The sequence below is a fragment of the Cytobacillus sp. FSL W8-0315 genome (assembly GCF_038002905.1).
GTDB classification, from domain to species: domain Bacteria; phylum Bacillota; class Bacilli; order Bacillales; family Cytobacillaceae; genus Cytobacillus; species Cytobacillus pseudoceanisediminis.
Genome location: NZ_JBBOOC010000001.1, coordinates 2,931,255 through 2,955,819, shown reverse-complemented (window position 1 = coordinate 2,955,819; position 24,565 = coordinate 2,931,255). Strand labels below are relative to the sequence as shown.

Below are 24,565 nucleotides of genomic sequence, written 5' to 3'. Positions count from 1 at the left end.
AGCTTATTCAATTAACATGCCCGTTTAGTACAATAAGAAAGCGCCTTAGACTGCAGCTGGTTCTTTAAGTAATGTACCCTATAGATTATTGTGTAATGGTTCACCATTTTTAGCTTAAATGCCATAGGTTCAAGTATTACAAGGAAAGCTGCCCTCATATTTGAGAGCAGCTTTATCAAACTCATGTAAATTTTTTCTTAAATTTGATAACTCATATTCGAGAATATCCTTTATATGTTTATCTCCAACTATACTAGAATGAAATGTATTGGATTCAGTCCAATAAACGTCTCTAAAAGTAACCCCATTCTTAAGTTCAATTTCTAAAAAAACACGACTCCTATCATGTTGTCCATTAGTATTGAGGGTTTCTATATCTTCTAATTTTAAATTAAGCCACGCATCTAGGAAATTCTCCTTAAAAGTTTGTGAGAAAGTATGGATTCTACCTCATCTTCAGTACTTTCAATATATATTTTTCACTAATTTACCCAATGGGTATAGTTCACCTGCTGTTTTTGCTGCAAGAGGTAAGAAGGAAAGTAAATAAAAAAATTACTTCCACGTTTTTTAGAATATTCATGGTTATTCCCTAAAAGAAATTATGAATTAGACAAACCATTTGTTGTATTAAATTCTATAGGGTAAGAGCGAACTCCTTCTTTCCGGTCTGGGACTACTTTTTAGAGGTGGTTATATTTTTGCGGTTCAACTCCAGCTTTTGCTGCATTATCGGCACCCTGTAATTATTTCTGCAAAGGTAATCTTCTGTAAATTCACTCTGGAAAGGATTGAGGTCATTCTTCTTCTTCTCGCCACTCTCCCCTATAACCGCTTTATATTGACCTATTAGATTATCAAAGATTTCATCCCACTTCTGCTTTAACGCATAATCCCTGCCATCAAACCCCATTCGGCTTCTGACTTTATGGTTCTTGAGCAGATTTATGATCGAAGCAGCGAAATCCTCCGCATTTCCAGGTTCACACAAATAACCTGTTACACCATTCTGAATAATGCTTTTAACTCCCCCCGCATTCGCACCAATTACAGGCGTTCCGCTGGCCATTGATTCAAGAACAACGTTTCCGAAGGTTTCTGTAGGAGATGGAAAAACAAACAAATCTGATGCTGAGTACACTTCAGCTAGCTGCTGGGCTGCTAAATAACCCGTAAAGGTCATGTTTTTTGGAGCTGCTTCCTGTAATTGTTTTCGAAGTGGTCCGTCCCCAACAATTAGCCAATGAATATCTTCTTCAAAATGAGGTGGGAGTAATTGCGCTATATCAGGGAGGATATCTACATTTTTTTCAGGTGCCAGTCTGCCTGCATAGGTGAGAAGGTATTTTTTGCTGATGGAGTATTGCCTGCGGACTGATAATTTATCATAGTATGGGTGGAACAGCTTGCAGTCGACACCTCTTGGCCATAATTCCAAATTTGAAAATCCATGCAGTCTTAATTGCTGCAGTGTTTCAGACGAAGGAACAAAGACTTTCTTAAAGGTGCTGTGAAACCAGGTCATGTATTTCCAAAGTATGTTTGACAGAAATTTGAGGTCATAGAATTCAAGATAATAGTCAAAGTCAGTGTGGTACGACCCCACTATAGGGATATTTAACTTTTTAGCGCAGTAAAGACCACTAAGTCCCAGATTAAAAGGTGTGGCAACATGTATTAAATCAGGATTAAACTTTTCAAGTTCCTCTTTGATATGAAAATAATTTGGAAAAGCCACCCTGCATTCTGGATATAGGAAAAAAGAGGCACTTTTGAATCGGCGAATATGGGAAGAAACATACTCATCTGATTGGCTGGATGGCGCAAATATTTTCAAGGTGATTTTCTGATCGCTTAAATAGTCTGTAAATCTTTTGAGTGTTTTCGCGACTCCGTTGATGTCAGGGTAAAAAGTATCAGTGAAGAAAGCTATTTTCATATGATCTTCCTTCCATTATTTTATCTTGGATGATATAAGGCCTTCCGATTGAAATATAGCTGATAGAATGTCTGCGGATGTCTCGAAGAGAGTAGCAGTTTCTCCCGTCAATTATAACGGGGGATTTCATTCTTTCTGTATATAACTCCAGCGGAAAATGTTTGATTTGTTCCCATTCCGTTGCAATAATAGCCAAGTCGGCATTTTCTAAGGCTATTTGTACATTCATCGTATATTCGATTGCATCTCCTAAAACCTTCCTTGCATTGGGTACCGCAGCAGGATCATATGCGATAACCGATGCGTTATTTTCCAGAAGTCTTTTGGCAATCATTAATGACGCCGCTTCCCTAACATCATCTGTATCCGGCTTAAATGCAAGACCCAGGAGAGCCACTCTTTTGCCTTCTAATGAACCTAATATATTTTTGGCTAGGCTGACGGCCAAGGTCTGCTGACGATTATTCACTTTGATTACGGATTCGAGAAGCTCAAATTTGTGCTGTACATTACCCGCTAATTTCACAAGGGCTTTTGTATCTTTTGGAAAGCAGGAACCTCCATAGCCAATTCCCGCCTGCAGAAAATACGGCCCAATCCTCTTGTCTTTTCCAATCCCATATGCAACTTCTTCAATGTTGGCTCCGGTTTTTTCACATATTGCTGCAATTTCATTAATAAAGCTGATTTTGGCAGCGAGGAAGGCATTTGATGCATACTTAATCATTTCAGCGCTTCGCATATCAGTCTTAATGATAGGTATTTTTAAAGGAAGATAAAGTTCCTCCAATTTTGCTGCTGCGCTTTTTGAATTGGTTCCTAATATTATTCGGTCACCGTTGAAAAGGAACCTTCTCGCAGAAATTCAGGATTGGAAACAACCTCTGCCTGGTGAGGCGGAGGCTTTACACTTTGAATAATTTCTTTGATTTTTTCATTTGTCCCCACAGGAACTGTGCTCTTTGTACAGACAATAACATCATTTTCAATACATATACCAATAGAATAAGCTGCTGCATGAACGTAATCCAGGTTACTTGTCCCGTCATGGTTTTCCGGTGTACCAACTGCAATAAAGATTATTTCTGCATCCTTATAGGCAATTTTAGGATTTACAGTGAATGCTAAACGGCCGCTTAAGAGGTTGTTCTTCAGCATCTGCTCTAGTCCCGGCTCAAAAATAGGCGATCGCCCCGTTTTAAGAAGCTGAATTTTTTCTTCCATAATATCTGTACAAATCACCCGATGTCCCATTTCTGCTAAACAAACACCTGTAATTAATCCCACATAACCTGTTCCTGCAACAGCTATTTTCATGCAATCCCTCCTCTATACTGACATTGTACTGATGGAAATTTAAACCTTTCTTTAGGACGTGTTAAACTATTGTAAAAAATATGTTTCAGCATTTCTGCCAATCCTTTTTTTCCATAAAAAACAGCCCTGATTGGGCTGTCCGTACTTGCTATTCCTCATTCTCCGATCCTTTCCCGCCAGCCAAAAAGCCACAGCAATGGGTGCATAAAAAATTCAGCCATGCGCTTCCCTCCAATGCATAGTCATCTCTAAGTTTCAAAATGTTGTTTTGGTTAATTAATAAACTGCCTTTAGTTTAAAAAGAAAGAAGTTGCCTAATATGCAGCCAATTCTTGAACAAAAGCACCCTTTAGCCCAATAAAGTTTTTACCTTTTTTATCAAAGTAATGGATACTAGGGTCATTTGTATAACGTTTAGCAGGAAAAGTATTTGTTCTAAGTATGGCGATGATATGTTTTTAAATAAGTAATTTCTATCAGACTGTGAAACAATAATCATATTCCTACTTCCAACATTTTCGCCGTCACTTCTTCGACTCTACGTTCTATATCCGACCCGTTCAGCTTTGGAAGCTTCAACTCACTTACAATTTTTCCGTCCAGCATAAACAGAATACGTTCCGTCCGCGCTGCAACCTTCGCATCGTGAGTTACAAGCATAATCGCAGTACCATCCGCATTGATTTCAGAAAAAATGTCCATTATTTCATGGGCAGATTTTGAGTTAAGGGCACCTGTTGGTTCGTCGCCGAAGATAATTTTCGGACTGCTCATCAATGCTCTGCATATACCCGCACGCTGAAGCTGACCTCCCGAAACCTGTGTAGTATCGCGCGTTTCAAGCTCCGCAATGCCTACCCTTTTAAGAAGCGTTCTTGCCTTCTCCGAAACTTTTGCGATGTTTTTTCGGTTTCCGCGAATTGACGGAAGAATAATGTTGTCGAGAATATTCAGATTTTTTAGCATGGTCGGCTGCTGAAAAATTAACCCCATTTTTGTTCTACGTATATCTGAAAGCTCAGTCTCCCCGAATGCCGATAAATCCTTGCCGTCAAAAACGATCTTTCCGTCATCAACACCATCGATTCCGCTTAAAGCAAACAGTAGTGTAGATTTTCCAGAGCCCGAAGGTCCCATAACTGCTACGAACTCACCCTCGTTTATTTCAATAGATACTCCATCGAGAACAGTGCGCTCTTCATCGCCCTCACCGAAAGTTTTTACTATATGCTCACCAATAATAATCTTCTCCATATGTCTACTCCTCCTACTCCTTTATATTTTCGGAAATTTTTATTTGTCCCGCGCTCGAGGTACCGATCATGGTTGCAATAAGTGCAATGAATATCATCATCAACGGACTTAGCAGATATGCCGTAAAAGGATTGACCGTAAAATTAAACGTTGACGCTCCGAACGAAGAGATTAGCACGCCCGCAAGGAACTCTCCGAGAGTATTCGCGAGTAGGGTACCGAGAATAATTCCGACAATTAGAACGAAAACTGAACGAGAAACATACTGCGCCCTAATATCCGAGTTTGTAAAACCGAGCGCCTTCATAATGGCAATAGAAGGTCTGTCCTTTGCAACTAGCATTTTCATGAATAATATAGTAACCAGTACTGTAATAACAAGCGCAACAGTAACTGCAGCGTAAGATGCTATTTCAACGGATCTTATTGTCGAGCCGAGGGTCTGAGATACAAATTTATCTATATCTGAAGTCTTTGCAAAATCAAATCGGTCTGAATACTCCGCAACCTTCCTGTCGACAAGGGATTTATCCAAAAGTTCAACACAAAGGATGGTCCACATGACTTTCGCCGAATTGTCGGTGAATACAGCCTTTGCAGTTTTGCCACCATTCGTAACGTCGGAGTATATTCCTGTAACCGTGAGCTTTTTCTCCTTCCCTTCAATCACCAGCGTTATAATTTCGTCTATCTTTGTGCTCAGTTCACCGGCATTTATAGCTGAAAGCGCAATTTCGTCATCACGGGAAGGTGCTCTTCCCTCAGAATACTCTATTGGAAATGCAGAATGGTCACCAAGTTCAACTTTTATATTTTCTTCTAAACCGTTTCTCGCTTTTACTTTAAAGGTCTTTGTTGTCAAAACAGCATACTTGGAAACGGCGTCGTCGCTTTCTATCGTCTTTTCAATTTCATCGGTATTATCAGATGAATTGGCCTGAATACGCATATCGTAGTTTCCAATCCCCATATACTGAATGAAGCTTTTTGAGGAAATTGTGCTGTGCAGGTTCTGTGGAACAATAATGATAAATGCCGAAATCACCAGGACAATAAGTATTGTTGCGTAAAGTTTTTTTCTTGCTAGAACATCCTTGATTCCCAGAAAAACATTCGTACTAAACAGTCTGTTTCTAACTAAGGAAAAACGCTTAGCGTCATTTGTCTTTACCTGAGAAGTTCCAAAGCGTAAAGCTTCCGCAGCGGATATTTTCCGAAATCGTTTCAGCACACCATTGACATAAGCAATAATTGCCAGGAAAACGAGAAGGATACCGATAACTCCTAAGACATTCGCATAAGAAGAATTTTTACTTTCACCTATGAAAAGTCGGATATTTTCAAGAAGCACGCCTTGGAACATAACCGAAAGAATAAATCCAAGAATACTGCCTATCGCCGCTAAGCCTAAGTATTTCGCAAGATAAATCCGCTTTATGTCGGAAATACGCATCCCAATTGCCTTCATTACCCCAATTTCGCGGTAGTCGTCCTCTATTTTCGCAAGGAGCGTGAAGCGTATGCACATAAATGCGATTGTAACCACAAGTGCGCTTACAAGAAGAATAACTGCAATCATCATCCCGTCTGAAATAGCGTTCATCGTTTTGAAAAGCGTATAGGTAACGGTTGGTCCGTTCGCTTCAAGGCCTGCGGAAGCATAGGCTGTTTCAAATTCGCCTATCGCGGAGAAATCCTTTAATCTAAATTCAATTAGATATTCGATACTACCAAAGTCTTTTATTTCCGCAAAATCATTGTTGCTTACAAGAAATCGTTTTGACGCGGAGAGCGAGGAATTCATGGTCGAGTCACGGAGAAATCCCGCAACGGTAAATTCCTTCCCGCTGATTACGGCCTTTTCACCTACTTGGACTGTGCTATCTTTCATAAAGGTTACTGGAACATAAAGCTCGCCGTCAGATACGTTGTTGATGATTTTGCCGTTAAGGTCAAGAAGATAATCGAACTTTTCGTTCTGTAAGCTGAAGCCGTTGTCCTGAACACTATCTGCTAGCGAGTTATCACCTAAAATAATGTGAGCACCGTCCATGCCAAGAAATTCAACTACCTGATACTCTTCGACATTGTTATGTTGCTCTGCAAAGGATTTAAGTCGTGCTCTATCAATATCACCGGAATGCATTTGCATAAAATGTGGAGTTTCAGATTTTGTCATTAACGTGTCCAGTGCACCCGAAAGATTGACCGCCAGTATTACTGCGAGTGAAACAAGCATGGATGCTGCAGCAACAAATATCATTGTTGTAAATGTTATTGCTTTGCTCTTTAAAATGTCATTGCGGAGTATTCTGAAATACATAAGCCACCTCTTTTTTTAAGCTTTTAAATCGAATTCCCAAATTTATTCATTATTTACAGCATTTTCGCTACCAAACATTTGCATAATATTCATCAGACTTCCGCTTTTTGCACCGAGCAGCCTTTCTCCGTTGAATATAATTGCTCGTATCCGTGATGCACGCTCCTCATAGGTCATCTCTACCATATCATCATCAAAAACGGTATTAGCATATGTAACAATCATTTCCATACATTCATACGGGTACGGAGTATTAAATAGGCCCTGTTCAATGCCCTCTTGGATTATTCCCGTCAGTATTGGCGTAACTCCATTGATGATGACCTTTTCTATTTTCTTATGCATAAGGGCATTCTGTGGCTTGTGAATATGCTCCATAATTTCCTGGCTGCTTCCGCCACTTAAATTAATTGATATAACAACTCGGATAATACGTTCGACTACAGGAATACTCTCATCTGCAGCAATTTCCTGCGCAGAGCCTAAAAGACGAACACTATACCGGTCAACCAACGAGTCCATAATATCCTCTTTCGACTTGAAGTGATAATACAGTGTACCACGCGCAATACCGACCTTTTCGAGAATATCATTTGTACTCGTTCCATCAAAACCCTTCTGACCAAAAAGCTCATCGGCTGCATCAAGTATTTCGTTCCTGCGTTCCTCCGCTTCTTTTCTCATTGTTTCACCGCCTTTATGAACCGACTGTCTGTCGATTAAATAGTAACAGACAATTTTTAATTTTATATGGAGTGTTTGTAAATTTTATAAAAATTTCAAAATTTATCCTCAATAGTATTAGTGGAGTTTTCAAAAAAAGAACTGAGTTCAAAAAAAGTGCGATAATCCCTCATGGATCACCGCACCTAATTTCTCCCCGGTCAATAAACGGTTAAAATCACAATATGATAATACCTGCTAGTATCTAAAAGCAAGAGAGGTTAACACAGTACCGTCCTCAATCATTAAATCTTCTGAAATTGCACGAATAACTTCCTCCAAAACTGAGAAAAGCCATTCAAAGTAATGAAGAACCGTCTGGAAAATTAGAGATTGGAAAAGTTAAAACCCTAATTCATGTACCAAAAATATTGTCCAGCTATATTAAGAAATATAAAAATGTAAATCTATCGCTAATTACTGGTGTCACAAAAACACTAACAGAAGAAGTATTAAATCATAAGTTAGACGGATCATTCGTTATAGAATCAGACTTTCATCCCGATCTTGTTTCGCATGAAGTGTTTCAAGATTAGAACGGTTCCTCTCTTTCAACTCTTCCAGTGTGGATGGACGCTTATCTGAAATTAAAACAAGTCTAGTGAGGTGTATACAAATTACCCTTCATTAAGTAATTACTGACGAACATCCCTAAAAGCCACAACGATACCGCTTATTCTACCTAAAATAACCATAGCTGCCCCTGCTTATCCCCCTGGTAATCTCGCATTATTATTACAACTCATAGGAAAAAACAATAGCATAGGCGGCATTAAATTAAAGGTAAGGATGAAAGATAACCATCCAATTGTTAGGAGTATACCTTTACCACTTGTTCATCTTCCATCAATACACCTAGTGCAGCACCATAACCTTTACATTTATACCTCATTCTAGTTTTCGATTCCCGGCTTCAGGACTCTCTCATTCTAGCAAGGAATTATTTTCTTTTTCAAACTCCATATTCCTTTATTACAGGAGCGCTGCCTCTTTAGTTTAAAAAGAAAAATAGCTGCCTGATTAGCAGCTATTGAATATATGCACCCTGGAATCTAAAGTTATAATCCTTGCCACTCTTAGTTTAATGCTCCATCATTTCATGGGCAATGTCATGGCCATCCATTTCTGATGGATAGTAAGTAGGCCAATGGGTAACTTCCTCCAACAATTTTTCTCGGTCATCACCCCAATAAAGGTGATAGTGAGCAGCTTCTGTCGGATAGATACTATGATCACTAAACTGAATATATTGAGGAAGACCTTCAGCTTCTGCTTCTAGTTTAAATACATATCTAACCCCTCTATTCCCCGCATCATATGTTAGAATTTCATACCCATCATAGATATACTCACCAGTATATTCTTCTCCATTTTTGAAAAACGTTACCTTGTTCCCCTGAATCTGAATTCGTCCAACATTTGTTTGGTATCCTTCATTATAATATTCCTTATATTCTTTAGCTGTCATCTCACCCTCATGTTCTGCTTTATAAGTAAATACTTCGTCAAGCGTACCATCTTGAAGATATGGGTATACAGACTGCCAGTCTCCTTCCCAGTCGGATAAGGATCGATCCTTCACCTGACTGTCTTCAAAATACCCTTCATAAATTTTTGCTGTTTCTTCATCATGTGCATGAGTATGGCCGTGATCGTGTTCACCCTGTTCATTTGTCTGAGCTGCCCCCTCTGATGAAGGTTCAGATAAAGCTTTTGTTAGTTCCTCTAAGTTGTGCTGCATGAGAGTAAAGTAGTCCTCATTATTCTTTATATCTTCTTCTGTTAAAACCGATAAATTGTGTATGCGTAAAGCCTCTGCATCAATTTCCTTCCTAACTATGTCCGCCACTTTAGGAGTTATATTCTGTTCAAAAAATACATGTTTCAATCCATGTTTTTCAGCGGTCTTTATGATGTTTTGTACCTCTTTATGTGAGGGCTCGTTAGCAGGGCTCAATCCAGATACTGCGATTTGCTCGATCCCATAGCTTTTCTCCCAATAGCCATAAGCAGCATGAGATACAATAATTTTATTTTCAGGTAAATTTTCAAGTTGTGCACGGAAGTCTTGGTCTAAGTTTTCGAGCTTTCCTTTCAACTCCTCAAAGTTTTGGTTAAAGAAATCTTCTTGATCAGGTTTTAATTCAACTAATAAATCTTTTATATGCTCTGCAAGCTGAATAGAACGAATAGGATCCAGCCAAACGTGAGGATCTTGATCCCCATGATTATGTCCAGCATGCTCGTCCTCATGACTGCCTTCTTCTTCATGAGTGTGGTCACTCACGTGGCCATCCTCTCCTTCATGGTTATGTACATGCTTTTCCAAGTTAATTCCTTTTGATGCTTCAAGTATCTTGACGTCATCAGATTGAATAGTTTCCGAGATTTTGTTTGCATATGATTCTAAACCTGCCCCATTATAAATAAAAGCATCGGATTCAGATATTTTTATCATATCTTTGGTGGTTGGTTCATATGTATGCGAATCTGATCCCGGTGGCAGAATAGACTCCACAGAAGCTTGGTCTTCTGCGATTTGTTCAGCAAAAAACTGAAGTGGATATACAGTTGTAAAAATCTTTAACTCTTTGCCAGATTCTTTTGGTTCCTTTTCACTTTCACTGCTGTTTGTAGCTTTTCCTCCACACGCAGCTAGCGTAAAGATGACAATAACTAAACTAAGTAAGCCTGTAAATTTTTTCAACAATTTTACTCCCCCTTTACTTTGTAAATATTTTATCGTAATGATTACGATTTGTAAATAGTAATCATTACGATTTTTTAGTTATAACCATTCAACTAACCTGCACTTCAGTTTAAATAAAAACCACGCGTGAGAACGCGTGGTTTTCTCTGAGGCTGAAGCCAGACCCTAAATGGACTCTGAAGGTTGCCAAATGTACTGCTGTTACTAGCCAGACCTAAAAAGGTCTTTTATTCAAAGTTTTGTTATTATTAATGAATTTCTTCAGAATGTTTTCTTATTATTTTCAATTTCATATTGCTTGCTAAATTGGTAAATAATATGACAGAGGTGATAGCGTGGAGGATAAGAATAATTTAAAACTCACAGCTTCCGAAATAGGCACTCTTTGGGGAGAATTTATAAATGGTACAATGACTGATATTGTAAATAGATATATGGTCTCAATTATTGAGGATGAGCAAATCAAAGCCATTTTTGAGGATGCTATTAAGACATTCGGAAAACAAAAGCAACAAATTGTATCCTTTATACAGAGTGACGGGTTTCCAGTTCCAATTGGATTTAATGATTCTGACCTCTTCAATGGTAAACAGAGATTGTTTACGGATATATTTTGCTTGAATTATTTACATATCATGACGTTACACGGTTTACTGGGCCACAGCACTTCATTAGGTGTTTCTGTCAGAAAAGACTTAAGGGAGTTTTACGATTCCTGCAATACGGATGCAAAAAATATGTACCACCAAACAATTGAGTTATTACTGCAGAAAGGAAATTTTCAGAGAGACCCTTTGTTTTATCCTGCTAAAAACCCTGAATTTGTTTCCAGCCAGGATTTCACAGATGGATATTTCGGCAAGGGCAGAAAATTAGCAGCAACAGAAATTATTAGTATATCTTTCAACCTTAAAAAAAGCATTATGGCTAAAACCCTTTCTATTGCATTCAGTCAAGTCGCTCAAACAAAAGAAGTAAGGAAGTTTTTAAGCGATTCAGAGAAAACAGCAGATGGACAAATAAAAAAATTTTCAAAAATAATGCAATCAGACAATTTACCCGTTCCGAAATCCTGGGAAACAGAAGTGACAACTTCAACGGATTCACCATTTTCCGATAAGTTAATGTTGTATCATATTGGTTTCTTGTTCCAGGCTGCACAAAACTATCATGGGGCAGGATTAGCATCAGCAATGCGAACAGACCTTGTAACTGCTTATGAAGGAACAATTTTAAAAAATCTTATGGTTACAAAAAAGTGGTTTAACCTTATGGAACAAAATAGGTGGCTAGAACAGCCTCCACTTGCTCCTAATAGAAAAGAGATTTCAGAAGAAGTATAGAGAAAATGGAAAATTTCAAAGTAAACATCTTAAATAACCATCCGCTTTTATAAGCAGGTGGTTATTTTCTTGAAAGTGCAAGAATACTTATTTAACTGACCTGCCCCTTTAGCCAACAAGAAATCGCTTATTTTGGTTAGCTGTCTTGAACATAAGCACCCTTTGCTGTAAGTACTTTTCTTCACAAAGTGTGCTTTTATATGTTCATTGGCTCAATCTTCCCTTTATAAAGAGCGTTGTTGTCGATTAAGCTGTTTTTGTTTTGGAGTAGGAAATTTAAATTTGATATCGAATGAACACATTAATTCATACTAATTTTATAGTATCAACAAGTGAATCAGCACATAAAAACGCTTGGGTTTCCCCAAGTGTTTTGTCATTTACACAATATAAACTGATTAAATTGTTCTACTGTTTCAAAGTAATATTTAGATTCTAATTTCATTTGTTCCTTTATTTCGGGAATACTGTGAGACCATCCAGCAGCGGCAAAATCAACATGACAACTTCTCGCCATCTCCAATCCAGGTTTTAAGTCATCTAACATTAGTGCTTCAGTTTCTTGAAGATTAAAGCGTTTTAAAATCTCCTTAATTGGATATGGATGTGGTTTTCTCTGATGTTCAGGAAGTTCCCATCCAAAGATAGCGTCTGGCACAAAACCACAATGAATAGAATAATCTCTTTCAATTCGGCTTCTCTCAGAATGAGAAACAACCGTCACAATTCCACCTTGTTTTTTAAATTCTTGAATTGTTTCTGCAAACAGTTCATAGAAGTCTGGTACAGTTGATTCGGTATATTTTTTCCATACTGCTTGCTGATATTTTTGCTCTTTCTCTGTGAATTTAATAATGTCTTTGCATAAAGAAGAAAAACCTGGATTGAAACAGTATCTAACAAAATCTTCAAAAGTAATAAGTTTATCACTTGGCCGCAAGTATTTAAGAGCCTCTACAAATGATGGATAGTGTATACCTGGTGTACTTTTTACCCCTGTATCATCGTGGTCTAAGATTAAACATTTATATTTTAAAACCATTATAATCTCCTTTCAAACTATAATATCCTAATCATTAAACATAACTTTTTGAAGGTTAGGCAGAAGTTTCCACGCCGTTTAAATCGTCAACAAAATCGGGTCTTAATGCGATATATGTTGAGGATGTTTGTTCAGAAACAATTGAGTACCTCTGCAACATCAGTTTAATAATTTTAATCTTTTATCTTTTATCTTTTATCTTCGTTATGTATTAATCTAATAAAGGTAAAACACCTTAACTTAATACAGCCTAAGTATAATATTCCTGTATGTTCATGTCATCCTTCTTCTACTAAACTGCCCAGTTCGTATTATAAGGTCACCAGATATTTCTGGTTGACCATTTTTTATTTGGTCTTATTATATCAGTAGCCAGGGTAGAACGTAACTGCCCGTGGGGCCATCGACCCCGTCAACTAAACGGTTCACCCCCTACTTGTAGAAACATGATTGAGGCTGGTTGGGACATAGATCTCGTATAACAAGCGAAGCTGTGACACTGCATGGAGGAATTAGGGGTACTGGCAAATTACTAGTTTAGGAGGAGGATTTTTAAATGAATCCAGTCATTGGTCTGGATGTTTCAAAAGGGGAAAGTCAGGTTCAGGCATTTTTGGATAAAGGCAAACCATATCGTAAGAGCTTTAAAGTTTCTCATACTATTGAAGGTCTTGATTTACTTGTAGAGTTTCTGGAGGTCGTAAAGAGAGAAACAGGTAAGAAACCACCTATCGTCCTAGAAGCAACAGGACATTATCATTCCTCTGTTGTTCAATACTTGGAGGACCGTGGATATTTATTGATCATCATTAATCCACTGATTTCTTATAAGGCGAAAAGTTCAAGTCTTCGGAAAGTAAAGACAGATGCGCTCGATGCTTACCATCTCTGCGAGCTGTTTTATAAAGAGGATCTTGAGCCATATAAAAAGCGTGGAGTTCAACTTTTAAACCTTCGAAATCTTACCAGACAGCACGAGAATATAACGGGGGTATTAATCCAAACAAAGCTACAATTTCAAGCCATTCTGGACCAGGTCTTTCCTGAATATAGAGGGGTTTTTGGTGACTTATATTCGGTAGTATCACTGTTAACTCTTTCAGAGTTTCCCTCATCTGAAGATATATTAGAGGCAAGCGTTGAGACCATAGCTGACAAAATCGCTCAATTATGTAAAAGCCGTTCATACAGATGGGCTAATGAAAAAGCTATTCAACTCAAAGCTGCCGCAGACAGAAATCCGTTTGAAAAGACTTTGTATCAGAGTCATATTTTGAGTCTTGGTATGTATATAAACATTATTCTTCAATACAAAGAGCACCTATCCAAGTTAGAGTCAGAGATAGATGCCCTCGCTAAAGAAGTTGAAGAATATAATATTATCAAATCTATCCCTGGTATCGGTGAAAAGATCGCTGCAACGATCATTTCAGAAATTGGGGAGATAGATCGATTTAATGATCCTAAAAAGCTCGTAGCTTTCGCTGGAGTTGATCCTAGTGTATTCGAATCTGGAAAGTTTACAGCCACCAGAAACCGAATCACGAAAAGAGGATCCAGTAGGCTTCGTCACGCCTTATATATGGCTGTTCGTTGTGCGATTCGTGACTGTCGCAAGAGTAAAACAAGCGATGAAATTATTCCTCGAAATAAGAAATTACGAGAGTTCTATGATAAAAAACGTGAAGAAGGAAAACCTTTTAAGGTAGCTGTAATTGCTTGTGTAAATAAGCTCTTACACTGGATATTTGCCCTTTTAAAAAGCAAAACAACTTTCCAAGATATAGCTTAAAACCAAATTAAACTAAATATCACAAAACCTTCCAACAACAGAATAATGGAAGGTTATTTGGCATGCGCATTTTTAGTATAGCATGAGATATTTTAAGTTTTTATTGAAAAATATTGACAAACTATTAGCTGGTTTAGCTAAACAACAAAGTACTGCAGCGAGAACACTATTCAAAAATATTCCCAAAAAATACCGCTTGTTCTCTGGAAAGTGAAACCTTAATTATGATACACACGTAGAAGTCCTTAAACACTAAGGAGAAGGTGAAATATTTTGAAAAAAGCGTTAGTAATTATTCTTGTCACCTTATTAATTATATCTATATTCTCATTTCTTTTAGGATATTGGAAAGCAGGAATTATTATAGGGGGTGTGTTTACCTGGCTGACGGTCCAAGTAAGTGAACACTATTCTGTAAAAAATACTGAATACCTTTACAGCAATCGATTTGAACCAAAAAAGAACTTCAAGAAATATGGGGATTGATTGACCTCTTTGTTTGCTTTATCAAGAGCCTTGCCTAACTTTTTGTTGCTCATTTCATATTCGACTTTATAGCCTTTATTTCTTAAGTAATTTGCTACCAATAAGGATTCTTTTTGAGTGCCTAATGGGACTATATAGTAATCTATATTCGGATTCTCTCTTAATTCCTTCTCAGATTTACTCATAGCCGTATAAATTACATCTAAGCCGAATGATATTCCTACTGTTGAGAATTTTTCAGTTGTACCTATCAACCCACCGATTGCATTATCGTATCTTCCGCCACTTCCAATACTTGATTTTATAGATTGGTCAGATAAGAATATCTCATAAATAGTACCTGTGTAGATCTCTAAACCTCTTGCTAAGAATGGATTAAAAATGCACTGTTTATTAATATTTAGGAATTCTAGATAGGATGCCAGCTCTTTTAATTCATTTAAACCTTGCCTTACCTCTTCATTTTGTTCTGAAAAAGATTCAAAATAGCTGAGAGTTGAATTCCTTTCATCAGTTAAAAACTGTTTAATTAACATTATCGTTGAATTTGATAATCCTTGATCATTAAGTTCTGAAATAACAGCTCCTAATCCTACTTTTTCAAGCTTATCTAGAATTAATACTACATTATTAATTTTTTGAGCTTCTGTACCGAATACATCAAGCATTCCCGTGAGTAATTTTCGATTGTTGTATTGGATCGATACCTTTAAATTAAGCTTTCTAAATGCGTCCAATGCCATAACCATTAATTCAGCTTCGGCTATTTGTAAATCTACACCTACAATATCAACATCACATTGTGTAAATTCTCGAAACCTACCTGTTTTAATTGGTCCATCTCTAAATACTTTACCAATTTCATATCGCTTAAAAGGCATCTTAAGCGTCGGGTTCATCGCAACAACTTTTGCAAACGGTATAGTGAGATCGTATCGTAAAGCTAAGTCTCTTTCACCTCTATCAGTTAATGTATACATTTCTTCTAAAATTTCAGCCCCACCACCGTATTTGGAAGCGAGTAATTCCGTGTAATTTAATATTGGGGTTTCCAAAGGTTTACATCCGTATTGGATGAATACGTCTTCTAATGTTCTTCTAATATTTCTTCTAATAACTTCAGCATTCGGTAAGTAATCTTGTGTACCCTTTACATTTTGATAATCCATTTTCTTCATTTTCATTACCTCCAAAGTTTTTTATAAAATAAAAAACCGCACTTGATGTAAGTTTTAAACTTAATCAAATCCGGTTTAATGATAAATAACCTTCCTATTTACGATTTTTATAAATCGAATAGCAAGGCTACAAGATATGATGATGTAGTTGTGAGAACGAGATAGTTATCTTCTTTATTGAACGCATATTTACTCACTCCTAATTTCCATTAAATGTATCATACTGTAATTTGAATTTCAAGAATCTTTCTTCAACTAACCTCCCTTAATAAAAGAAGCGAAAACGGCTGTTTACTCTTGTTTTCTTAGATTTTCAATAGTTAATTACCTGCCGGTAAGCCCTTTATATGATTTATCACTTTAAAGTATATATTAGGATCCTTAAAGAAAACAGAATTATAACCCACTAACCAATCAACTACAGAAATTGGTGGATGAGTCAATATATAATTGCACTGGTCGATGTCCACAATTAATAAGGCATAAGAGAACCTGATTTTATTTATACAGAATTTTCATAAAATTCTGTTGACAAATGTGACCAATTAAAATTAATATGTAAACAAGTTGTTATTAGCAACTAAATTTATGAACTAAGGAACTAAACTATATGAATGAAAAAATCGAAAAAATTAAGAAGTTTAACCGTTTTTATCTTAATGTTGTTGGTTTGTATGCTCAGTATTCAAAAGGAAGCCCATATTCAATGTCAGAAGCGATGATTTTATATGAGATAGATAAAAGGAAGAGATGTACAGCTTCTCAATTATCCGAGTATTTCGACTTCGATAAAGGTTATGTAAGTAGAATGATACATAAGCTCAGCAAACAAAAACTTATTGAACGGGTATCGGATAACCAAGATAAACGGAAGAAATATTTGCATATCACTGAAAAAGGGCAAAAAGTTCTTAAAGAACTTTCAGATAATGCCAGCCATGATGTAAGGAGGATGATTGAAAAAATTGATTTGGAACAAGTAAATTCTCTTATTCAATCAATGGAAGAAATCGAGAAAATTTTATCAGTCAATAAAGGAGGAAGATTTGATGAGGAATAATAAGCTCCTGATTACATTTCTTTTAATCATTACGATGTTATTGGCAGCATGTACAGAAAGTACGAATGTGGATGGTAATTCCAGTAGTTCACTAGATTCCAGTTCAGGTGCTAATAGTCAGGGTCCCCTTGTCATCGGTTTTGAAGCAGACGCTACCACACTTCTAGCAAATCACGATGTCAACTACACCACAGATACGCTAATTCGTAATATTTATGATCCACTGATTGATCGAGATTCTCAAACAGCTGAGTTTGTCCCTGTTCTTGCAGAGGAATGGAAAAATATAGATGAAAAAACATGGTACTTAAAGCTGAAAGAAGGAATTAAGTTCCATAACGGAGCAGATTTTAATGCAAATGCAGTTAAATTTAGTATCGACTACATCTTAGATGAAAGTAACGGGTCATTTTACCGTTCAAGATGGGCTAACGTTGAGGAGGTCGTTGTACTTTCAGATTACGAAGTGGAGATCCATACATCCGTGCCTTTTCCAAGCTTAATCCAACGAATTGCAGAAGATTTGCTCATTATAGAACCTGGCTATGTTGAAGAAGTAGGTATAGAGAAAGCATCAAGCAAACCAGTTGGTACAGGGGCATATACGTTTGTTGAATGGTCAAGAGATAACCATTTGAAATTAAAAGCTTTTGAAGATTATTGGCAAGGAAAACCTGAGATTGAGGAAGTTGAGTTCCGAATTATTCCGGAATTTAGCGCAAGGATGTCTGCTTTTATGAGCGGAGAAATATATTTATTTAAGAACATCCCTGTCGACTCAGTTAAACAATTTGAAAGTAATGAAGTAAAACAAATTTCTTCTTCACGTATCAATTACTTAGCATTATCGAACCTTGTCGATGGTCCATTAAAAGATGTCAAAGTTAGACAAGCGATTAATCACGCTATCAATGCAAATGAACTTCTAGAAACTGTATTAAGTGGGTATGGATCGAGAATCACAGGACCGCTGTCCCAATTGAATGCTGATTATGCTGAAACTAAAGAATACGACTATGACCCAGATCTTGCCGTAAAGTTAATCGAAGAAGCTGGCTATAGTCCAGAAGAATTAACATTAACTTTGGATACACCAAGTGGTCGATATCCGATGGACTCCCATATTGCTCAAGCCATTGCTTCACAATTACAAAGTATTGGGATCAATGTAGAAGTAAGGGTGAATGAATGGGGTCAGCATTTGGAGAAAATTCAAAAAAGAGAAACTGGTGATATGTACATTCTTGGATGGGGGCCAGCTTTCGATGCCCAGTCAACAATTGAAAACTTGTTCACTTTAGAAGCGCCATACAGTAGTTTTTACCAGGAGAATATTGAGAAAAAGATTAAGGAAACAAACCAATCGTTTGATCAAGAAGCGCGCTATGCTGGATACGCTGAGCTTCAACAGCAGTTAGTAGAACAAGCTGCTTGGGTTCCATTATGGCAACAAGCAGACCTTTACGCTGTTAAATCTTCTTTAAATTTCTCACCTCGTGTTGATGAGAAAATGAACGTGTTTGAGATGTCATGGAACTAAATTTATAGTTTCAAAGAAGAGAGGGTCCCCTTCTCTCTTCTTTTATTCCAAGGGATAAGGCGGGGTGCTACTATGTTAGATTTTATAATTAAAAGATTAATACAAGTGGTCATCGTTGTATTTCTTGCTCTAACAGCAGTCTTCTTTTTAATTCGTCTTTCGGGAGATCCGACCACACTATTCCTCCCGCCTGATGCGCCAAGGGAACAAATTGAAGAATATCGTGAGTTATTAGGATTTAACCGCCCACTATATGTTCAATACACTGACTTCATGAAAGGCGCCATTCAAGGTGATTTTGGAGAATCTTTAAGAAGCGGCGACGATGCTCTAGGACTAGTTTTAGAAAGAATGCCTGCAACTTTTCAACTAGCATTCTCAGCATTGTTATTATCAATCATCATCGCTATTCCACTTGGAGTTCTATCTGCATATAAACGAAACACCCTATTTGATAAAGCAAGTGTAGGGATTACGGTTATCGGTCAGGCTATCCCCAGTTTTTGGTTTGGTTTAATTTTAATTTTTATTTTTGCTGCTCAACTAAAATTTTTTCCATCGAGTGGAGGCGGCTCTGTTAATCACATGGTGCTTCCAGTTATTACACTAGCTTTGTATAGCGTATCGCGTTTTGTCCGCTTTACTCGATCGGCCATGCTAGATGTATTAAATAAAGACTATATCCGAACAACCAAAGCAGCTGGAACACCAACATCCACGCTAATTATGAAATACGCCTTAAAAAATTCTTTGATTCCGATTCTCACATTAATTGCGCTTGATCTCGGTGTATTATTAGGCGGCGCTGTTATTACGGAAGCTGTTTTTTCTTGGCCTGGTGTTGGCAGACTATTACACCAGTCATTAATGAATCGAGATTTCCCAATTGTATTGGCTGGCGTATTTATCATTGCCATCATTTATGCAGTCATCAACTTTATTACAGATATTTTATATGCATATGTGAACCCCCAAATTAGAGTGAAGTAGGTGAAGCTGTGGAAACCAGTACAATTACAACCACTAATAAATCAATTGATATGAAATTTAAAAAGAAATCTAAATTCAAGGATTTCTTTCGAAAACTGTCAAAAAGCTGGGCTGGGTTGCTCGGTTTTTGCATCATTATCTTTTTAGTAGTTCTCAGTCTATTTGGGCAATGGATTGCCCCTTTTGATCCTATGGATGCCCCATTACGAGATCGTCTACTGCCTCCTTTTACAGACGGTCACATATTAGGAACCGATCAATTAGGAAGAGATATACTTTCTAGAATCATTGCAGGTACAAAAGTCTCCTTAATCATCGGTTTAGCCACAGCTTTATTAGCCGGGGTCATTGGCACCATTATCGGTGTGATTGCAGGATACTTTAGGGGCTGGATTGATATAGTTCTAATGCGAATTGTGGATGTTCAATTAAGTTTCCCATTTATCTTATTAGTACTTGTCATAAGTGCAGTACTTGGAGCAGGACTTACAAACATTATCATATCTCTTGCTTTAGCTGGATGGGTTATTTTTGCCAGAGTTATCCGTAGTGAAGTGTTGGCTTTGAGAGAAAAGGAATTTATTACAGCAGCAATCGCAACTGGTGTGCCGAAATTCGAGATATTAGTAAGACATATCCTTCCTAATATCTTTACACCCATCATTATTTTAATCTCTTTACAAATGGGCACATACATTATCGCAGAAGCATCCGTAAGTTTCTTAGGATTCGGAGTTCAACCGCCCACTCCTGCATGGGGCAATATGCTTAATGAAGGAAAGGACTATATTTTCAGTTCTTGGTGGTTAATCACATTCCCGGGTATTGCGATTATCCTCACTACACTTGGGGTTAATTTATTCGGTGACTGGTTAAGGGATACACTCGATCCAGAACTAAAAGGCGAATAACAGGAGGTGAAAAAAAAATGACTGAAGTACTTCTTGAAATCAAAAATCTTGGTATCCAATTTAGTACTGGAGAAGGTACCGTTCAACCGATTCGAGAGGTAAATTTCTCCTTGAAAAAAAGTGAAACTCTTGGGGTTGTTGGTGAATCTGGCAGTGGAAAAAGTGTTACTTCATTAGCGATAATGGGACTTTTACCAGAGAAAAAAAGCAAGATTGTTTCTGGGAGTATTCATTTTAATAATATAGATGTAACTACTCTAGATAATCACCAATACAGAAAACTTCGCGGGAATGAAATATCCATGATATTCCAGGAACCAATGACCTCTCTCAATCCTGTTTTTACAATAGGTGAACAATTAAGTGAGCCACTAAAACAGCATAAAAAAATGCCAAAAAAAGAAAGAAAAGAAGCCATCATCAATATGTTAAAGCAAGTGGGCATTCCAAGAGCGGAACAGATTATTAACGAATATCCTCATCAATTATCAGGCGGTATGAGGCAACGCGTAATGATTTCATTAGCCCTTTTATGCGATCCTAAACTCCTCATTTGCGATGAACCTACTACTGCTTTAGATGTAACCATTCAAGCACAAATCTTAGAACTGATGAAGCAAATTAAAGCTGAAAAAGATATGAGTCTTCTTTTTATCACACATGATTTGGGTGTGGTAGCAGAAATGTGCGATCGTGTTGTGGTCATGTATGCTGGGGAGATTGTTGAAGTGGCAGAGATCCATGAACTATTTGACAATCCCCTACATCCATATACAAAAGGTCTAATCCATTCACTTCCGACGAATAATTCGAGAAAAAGCAAACTCTATTCCATTAACGGACAAGTACCTAGGCCTGATGAAATTGGTGAAGGCTGCACATTCGCCAATCGATGTCCATATGCATTTGATAAATGCACTGTGAGCGCCCCTCCTACTTTTTCAATGGGAGAGCATTTAAGTAAATGTTGGCTACAAGAGTCCAATCGGCAGGTGAATATTCATTGACGGAAAAGCCCTTACTAGAAGTTAAGAATCTAAAAAAATACTATGATATATCACAAGGTCTCTTTAAGCCGAAGCTAGTAGTAAAGGCTGTAGACGATATTAGTTTTTCGATTAATAAAGGAGAAACCTTTGCCCTAGTTGGAGAATCTGGTTGCGGAAAATCGACAACTGGAAGAACCATATTAAGGTTAACTGGTGCAACTTCAGGTGAAATCCGATACAAGGGGCAAGACCTTCTATCATTACAGACTGAAAAAATGCGCTCATTACGGAAAGAGATGCAAATGGTTTTTCAGGATCCGTACGCTTCTCTTAATCCTAAGATGACCATTAAACAAATCTTAATGGAACCGCTCCGAGTCCATAAGAAATTTCATCCTGACGAACGGTTGGAGAAAATTATCGAGATTCTAGAAATCGTCGGTCTCTCTAAAACACATCTTGATCGGCACCCTAATGAATTTTCCGGTGGACAAAGGCAGCGGATCGGCATAGCTAGGACTGTTATTTTAAACCCAGACTTTATTATAGCAGACGAACCCGTTTCTGCTCTCGATGTATCTGTTCAATCACAAGTTATTAATTTAATGCTCGAGCTACAAAAAGATTTTGGTTTGACATACTTATTTATTTCCCACGATTTAAGTGTAGTTAAACATATGACAGACCGAGTTGCAGTTATGTATCTTGGGAAAATTGTAGAATTAGCCGACACTGAAGAATTGTTTTCAAATCCAAAGCACCCTTATACTCAGGCATTAATCTCAGCTATCCCTGTATCTCACCCTAGAGAAGCGAAAGAACGAATCGTATTGAAAGGAGATGTTCCTAACCCTGCCAATCCACCTTCTGGATGCACGTTCCACACAAGATGCCCATTTGTCATGGAAATGTGTAAATCTATTGAACCTTCACTCACAGAAATAGCTACAGGTCATACCGCAAGCTGCCATCTATATACCAATAACAAGGAGGAAAAAACAAATGCTATTATCTATTCCTAAATACGAATTTAAAGAAAGACAAGAAAAGTTTAAAAGCATTTACAAAGGAAAGGAATGTGATGCTACCGTTCTTTTCTCTGTAACAGATATCTTTTACTTAACTGGATTTCATTTTCATCCTACCGAGAGACCTATTGGTTTGCTGATTGATCCGCAAGATAAAGTTCACTTATTTGTTCCAGCATTAGAGCATGAACATGCTGAAGAATATAGTGTTGTGGATTATGTACATTCATATCCTGAATATCCGGGAATTAAGCACCCGATGGAGTATTTCAAAGAAATCTTAATAGAATATGGGTTTGAGAATAAAACGATTGGTTTTGATTCTATAGGCTATGGCTCCCCAATGGGCTATCGTGGTCCTGCTATAGATCAGCTAATCGACTCGAAGCAATTTGTATCTTTACAGGGCGTAGTTGAAGAAATGAGATTTACTAAGAGTCCAAATGAAATAGAATTAATTAAAGAATCCTGTCGCTGGGGAAATCTAGTGCACCGCTTGCTCCAAAAGTATACCAAAAGTGGTTTAAGTGAAATTGAAATTACTAGTAAGGCTTCGAATGAAGCAACAAAAGCCATGATTGATACACTTGGATCCGATTATAAACCACATGGTCAAACACCTTACGCTGTTTTTCGCGGTCAAGTCGGTCCAGAATCTGCTTTCCCCCATGCCGTAACACAAAATATCGTATTAAAAAAAGGAGACACTCTAGTAACAGGAGCAGCATCCAGTGTTTTTGGATATACAAGTGAGTTAGAGCGAGTCATGTTCGTTGAAGAATATTCTAAAGAGCAGGAAAGATATTTTCACCATATGTATGAAGCCCAAGAAGTTGCATTTAAAGCCATTAAACCTGGAAGAACGTACTCTGATGTTGAAAAAGATGTTCAAGCATATTTCAAAGAAAACAACTTAACAGAATTAACGAGACACCATACCGGCCACAACATCGGAATACTAGGGCATGAAGCACCGTTTTTCGACTTAGGTGATCACACATTACTAGAACCAGGCATGGTTGTTACCGTTGAGCCTGGAATATATGTGAAGGGCTTAGGTGGCTTTAGACACTCTGATACGGTTCTTGTGACAGAAGATGGTATTGAAATGTTGACCTATTACCCGAGAGACCTCCAATCCTTAATTTGTTACTAAAGGAATTATCCTTAGTACCAATAATGAATGACTCAATCTTTCTGAAAGGACGGTTGAGTCATTATAATTTTTTCTGAGGTACTTTAAATGAATTTTTTTATTTCGGCCAGTGGAACTTAAAAAGTAATGGAAAATGGAAAAAACGTACTTTACCCAAAGGATTAATTAACTACGATAGTAGTTTTACTCACTTGGGTAAAGTGCGTTCATAAATTAAAGATAATAACGCCCGCCTGGGTGTTATTAAAAATGAAAAGAAGAAGTATAAGTCTAGAATACCCTCTTCATGCTCCATATCGGACCAGGGCTTGGTACGATCTTAACTGCTTCTGAGCTTCCAGTAGCTGTAACATTTTCTGCACTTATCTTAGCTGAATTAGTAAGTTTTTCACATTGGCTAGGAGTTGTCATTATATTAATAAATATAAATGCGAATTGTCCATACCTACTCCCCCAATCTTTCAATACCTCCTCAACAGCATCGAGAGCATCATCTTCATCAGTACCTAAAACAATAAAGAGAGAGACTCATTTTTGAATCAGAAAAGCCCGAGTTTTTAAGATAATTAATCAAATCTTATTGAAGGAGAGCTTAAATTTGTATTTCACTCTTTTCGCAAATACTTTATCTTTAAAATACTGAAAACCATATAAAACCAATGCTACAATCTTAAAACATTCATTAATTAAATTTTTTTCGAACCAAGCAAATAAGCAATTAATTCATAAAACAAGCGTTAATCCTTCTTAACGTTAGATATGATATAATTAAAAATGCCCAATC

17 protein-coding genes and 2 pseudogenes are annotated in these 24,565 nt (G+C 37.3%); 11 read left to right on the top strand and 8 right to left on the bottom strand.

What is annotated here, in order from left to right:
- Positions 1 to 676: 676 nt before the first annotated feature.
- The 5 genes and pseudogenes from MKY20_RS15155 to MKY20_RS15135 form a co-directional block, all read right to left on the bottom strand.
- Complete coding sequence (locus tag MKY20_RS15155; RefSeq protein WP_019382082.1) at positions 677 to 1,939, bottom strand: glycosyltransferase family 4 protein; 1,263 nt, start codon at positions 1,937 to 1,939, stop codon at positions 677 to 679.
- Positions 1,917 to 3,256: pseudogene (locus tag MKY20_RS15150) on the bottom strand (UDP-glucose dehydrogenase family protein). Before MKY20_RS15150 ends, MKY20_RS15155 begins: the two are co-directional and overlap by 23 nt.
- Positions 3,257 to 3,751: 495 nt before the next feature.
- The gene (locus MKY20_RS15145; RefSeq protein ID WP_217027020.1) at positions 3,752 to 4,510 is read right to left on the bottom strand and encodes an ABC transporter ATP-binding protein; all 759 of its coding nucleotides are present in this window, start codon (positions 4,508 to 4,510) and stop codon (positions 3,752 to 3,754) included.
- A 13-nt stretch (positions 4,511 to 4,523) separates the two neighbouring features.
- Positions 4,524 to 6,833 carry an ABC transporter permease gene (locus MKY20_RS15140; RefSeq protein ID WP_019382085.1) on the bottom strand — a complete coding sequence of 770 codons (2,310 nt, stop codon included), beginning with the start codon at positions 6,831 to 6,833 and terminating at the stop codon, positions 4,524 to 4,526.
- Between the two features lie 42 nt (positions 6,834 to 6,875).
- Positions 6,876 to 7,517: a TetR/AcrR family transcriptional regulator gene (locus MKY20_RS15135; protein WP_009334034.1), complete on the bottom strand. Its 642-nt coding sequence runs from the start codon at positions 7,515 to 7,517 to the stop codon at positions 6,876 to 6,878.
- A 323-nt stretch (positions 7,518 to 7,840) separates the two neighbouring features.
- Here MKY20_RS15135 and MKY20_RS15130 point away from each other — a divergent pair, with 323 nt between their 5' ends.
- Positions 7,841 to 8,092: a LysR substrate-binding domain-containing protein gene (locus MKY20_RS15130; RefSeq protein WP_341003357.1), complete on the top strand. Its 252-nt coding sequence runs from the start codon at positions 7,841 to 7,843 to the stop codon at positions 8,090 to 8,092.
- 545 nt (positions 8,093 to 8,637) lie between these two features.
- Here the strand turns inward: MKY20_RS15130 and MKY20_RS15125 are convergent.
- The gene (locus MKY20_RS15125) at positions 8,638 to 10,266 is read right to left on the bottom strand and encodes a metal ABC transporter solute-binding protein, Zn/Mn family (protein WP_445293099.1); all 1,629 of its coding nucleotides are present in this window, start codon (positions 10,264 to 10,266) and stop codon (positions 8,638 to 8,640) included.
- Positions 10,267 to 10,601: 335 nt separating this feature from the next.
- Here MKY20_RS15125 and MKY20_RS15120 point away from each other — a divergent pair, with 335 nt between their 5' ends.
- Positions 10,602 to 11,609: a DUF3231 family protein gene (locus tag MKY20_RS15120; RefSeq protein ID WP_284521865.1), complete on the top strand. Its 1,008-nt coding sequence runs from the start codon at positions 10,602 to 10,604 to the stop codon at positions 11,607 to 11,609.
- 376 nt (positions 11,610 to 11,985) lie between these two features.
- On the opposite strand, the gene MKY20_RS15115 is transcribed toward MKY20_RS15120, so the two are convergent.
- Positions 11,986 to 12,651: an HAD family hydrolase gene (locus MKY20_RS15115; RefSeq protein ID WP_341001826.1), complete on the bottom strand. Its 666-nt coding sequence runs from the start codon at positions 12,649 to 12,651 to the stop codon at positions 11,986 to 11,988.
- Positions 12,652 to 13,207: 556 nt separating this feature from the next.
- Between MKY20_RS15115 and MKY20_RS15110 the strand changes: the two genes are divergently transcribed.
- Positions 13,208 to 14,443, top strand: a complete 1,236-nt coding sequence (locus MKY20_RS15110; protein WP_035333656.1) for an IS110 family transposase — start codon at positions 13,208 to 13,210, stop codon at positions 14,441 to 14,443.
- A gap of 434 nt (positions 14,444 to 14,877) precedes the next feature.
- Here the strand turns inward: MKY20_RS15110 and MKY20_RS15105 are convergent, their stop codons facing one another.
- On the bottom strand, positions 14,878 to 16,107 hold the full coding sequence (locus MKY20_RS15105; RefSeq protein ID WP_341001822.1) for a histidine--tRNA ligase: 1,230 nt from the start codon (positions 16,105 to 16,107) through the stop codon (positions 14,878 to 14,880).
- Between the two features lie 610 nt (positions 16,108 to 16,717).
- Between MKY20_RS15105 and MKY20_RS15100 the strand changes: the two genes are divergently transcribed.
- The 8 genes and pseudogenes from MKY20_RS15100 to MKY20_RS15065 all read left to right on the top strand — a co-directional run.
- Complete coding sequence (locus tag MKY20_RS15100; RefSeq protein WP_258752449.1) at positions 16,718 to 17,167, top strand: MarR family winged helix-turn-helix transcriptional regulator; 450 nt, start codon at positions 16,718 to 16,720, stop codon at positions 17,165 to 17,167.
- A complete protein-coding gene (locus tag MKY20_RS15095; protein WP_341001818.1) occupies positions 17,157 to 18,707 on the top strand; it encodes an ABC transporter substrate-binding protein in 1,551 nt (516 codons plus the stop codon). Before MKY20_RS15100 ends, MKY20_RS15095 begins: the two co-directional genes overlap by 11 nt.
- 72 nt (positions 18,708 to 18,779) lie before the next feature.
- Positions 18,780 to 19,697 carry an ABC transporter permease gene (locus MKY20_RS15090; protein ID WP_284521845.1) on the top strand — a complete coding sequence of 306 codons (918 nt, stop codon included), beginning with the start codon at positions 18,780 to 18,782 and terminating at the stop codon, positions 19,695 to 19,697.
- A gap of 8 nt (positions 19,698 to 19,705) precedes the next feature.
- Entirely contained in the window at positions 19,706 to 20,608 is a 903-nt protein-coding gene (locus MKY20_RS15085; protein WP_251266991.1) for an ABC transporter permease, read from the top strand.
- Between the two features lie 17 nt (positions 20,609 to 20,625).
- Positions 20,626 to 21,615, top strand: coding sequence for an ABC transporter ATP-binding protein (locus tag MKY20_RS15080; RefSeq protein WP_251266992.1), 990 nt, complete (start codon positions 20,626 to 20,628; stop codon positions 21,613 to 21,615).
- On the top strand, positions 21,573 to 22,619 hold the full coding sequence (locus MKY20_RS15075) for an ABC transporter ATP-binding protein (protein ID WP_251266993.1): 1,047 nt from the start codon (positions 21,573 to 21,575) through the stop codon (positions 22,617 to 22,619). Before MKY20_RS15080 ends, MKY20_RS15075 begins: the two co-directional genes overlap by 43 nt.
- A complete protein-coding gene (locus MKY20_RS15070) occupies positions 22,600 to 23,781 on the top strand; it encodes a M24 family metallopeptidase (protein WP_341001814.1) in 1,182 nt (393 codons plus the stop codon). The genes MKY20_RS15075 and MKY20_RS15070 overlap by 20 nt, the downstream gene beginning before the upstream one ends.
- A gap of 286 nt (positions 23,782 to 24,067) precedes the next feature.
- Positions 24,068 to 24,319: pseudogene (locus MKY20_RS15065) on the top strand (hypothetical protein); the annotation flags it as partial.
- Positions 24,320 to 24,565 lie beyond the last annotated feature (246 nt).

Excerpts from the sequence above, each read along its gene's own strand:
- MKY20_RS15155 (WP_019382082.1), bottom strand. The coding sequence starts at position 1,939 with ATGAAAATAGCTTTCTTCACTGATACTTTTTACCCTGACATCAACGGA.
- MKY20_RS15145 (WP_217027020.1), bottom strand. The coding sequence starts at position 4,510 with ATGGAGAAGATTATTATTGGTGAGCATATAGTAAAAACTTTCGGTGAG.
- MKY20_RS15140 (WP_019382085.1), bottom strand. The coding sequence starts at position 6,833 with ATGTATTTCAGAATACTCCGCAATGACATTTTAAAGAGCAAAGCAATA.
- MKY20_RS15135 (WP_009334034.1), bottom strand. The coding sequence starts at position 7,517 with ATGAGAAAAGAAGCGGAGGAACGCAGGAACGAAATACTTGATGCAGCC.
- MKY20_RS15115 (WP_341001826.1), bottom strand. The coding sequence starts at position 12,651 with ATGGTTTTAAAATATAAATGTTTAATCTTAGACCACGATGATACAGGG.
- MKY20_RS15110 (WP_035333656.1), top strand. The coding sequence starts at position 13,208 with ATGAATCCAGTCATTGGTCTGGATGTTTCAAAAGGGGAAAGTCAGGTT.
- MKY20_RS15105 (WP_341001822.1), bottom strand. The coding sequence starts at position 16,107 with ATGAAGAAAATGGATTATCAAAATGTAAAGGGTACACAAGATTACTTA.
- MKY20_RS15100 (WP_258752449.1), top strand. The coding sequence starts at position 16,718 with ATGAATGAAAAAATCGAAAAAATTAAGAAGTTTAACCGTTTTTATCTT.
- MKY20_RS15095 (WP_341001818.1), top strand. The coding sequence starts at position 17,157 with ATGAGGAATAATAAGCTCCTGATTACATTTCTTTTAATCATTACGATG.
- MKY20_RS15090 (WP_284521845.1), top strand. The coding sequence starts at position 18,780 with ATGTTAGATTTTATAATTAAAAGATTAATACAAGTGGTCATCGTTGTA.
- MKY20_RS15080 (WP_251266992.1), top strand. The coding sequence starts at position 20,626 with ATGACTGAAGTACTTCTTGAAATCAAAAATCTTGGTATCCAATTTAGT.
- MKY20_RS15075 (WP_251266993.1), top strand. The coding sequence starts at position 21,573 with ATGTTGGCTACAAGAGTCCAATCGGCAGGTGAATATTCATTGACGGAA.
- MKY20_RS15070 (WP_341001814.1), top strand. The coding sequence starts at position 22,600 with ATGCTATTATCTATTCCTAAATACGAATTTAAAGAAAGACAAGAAAAG.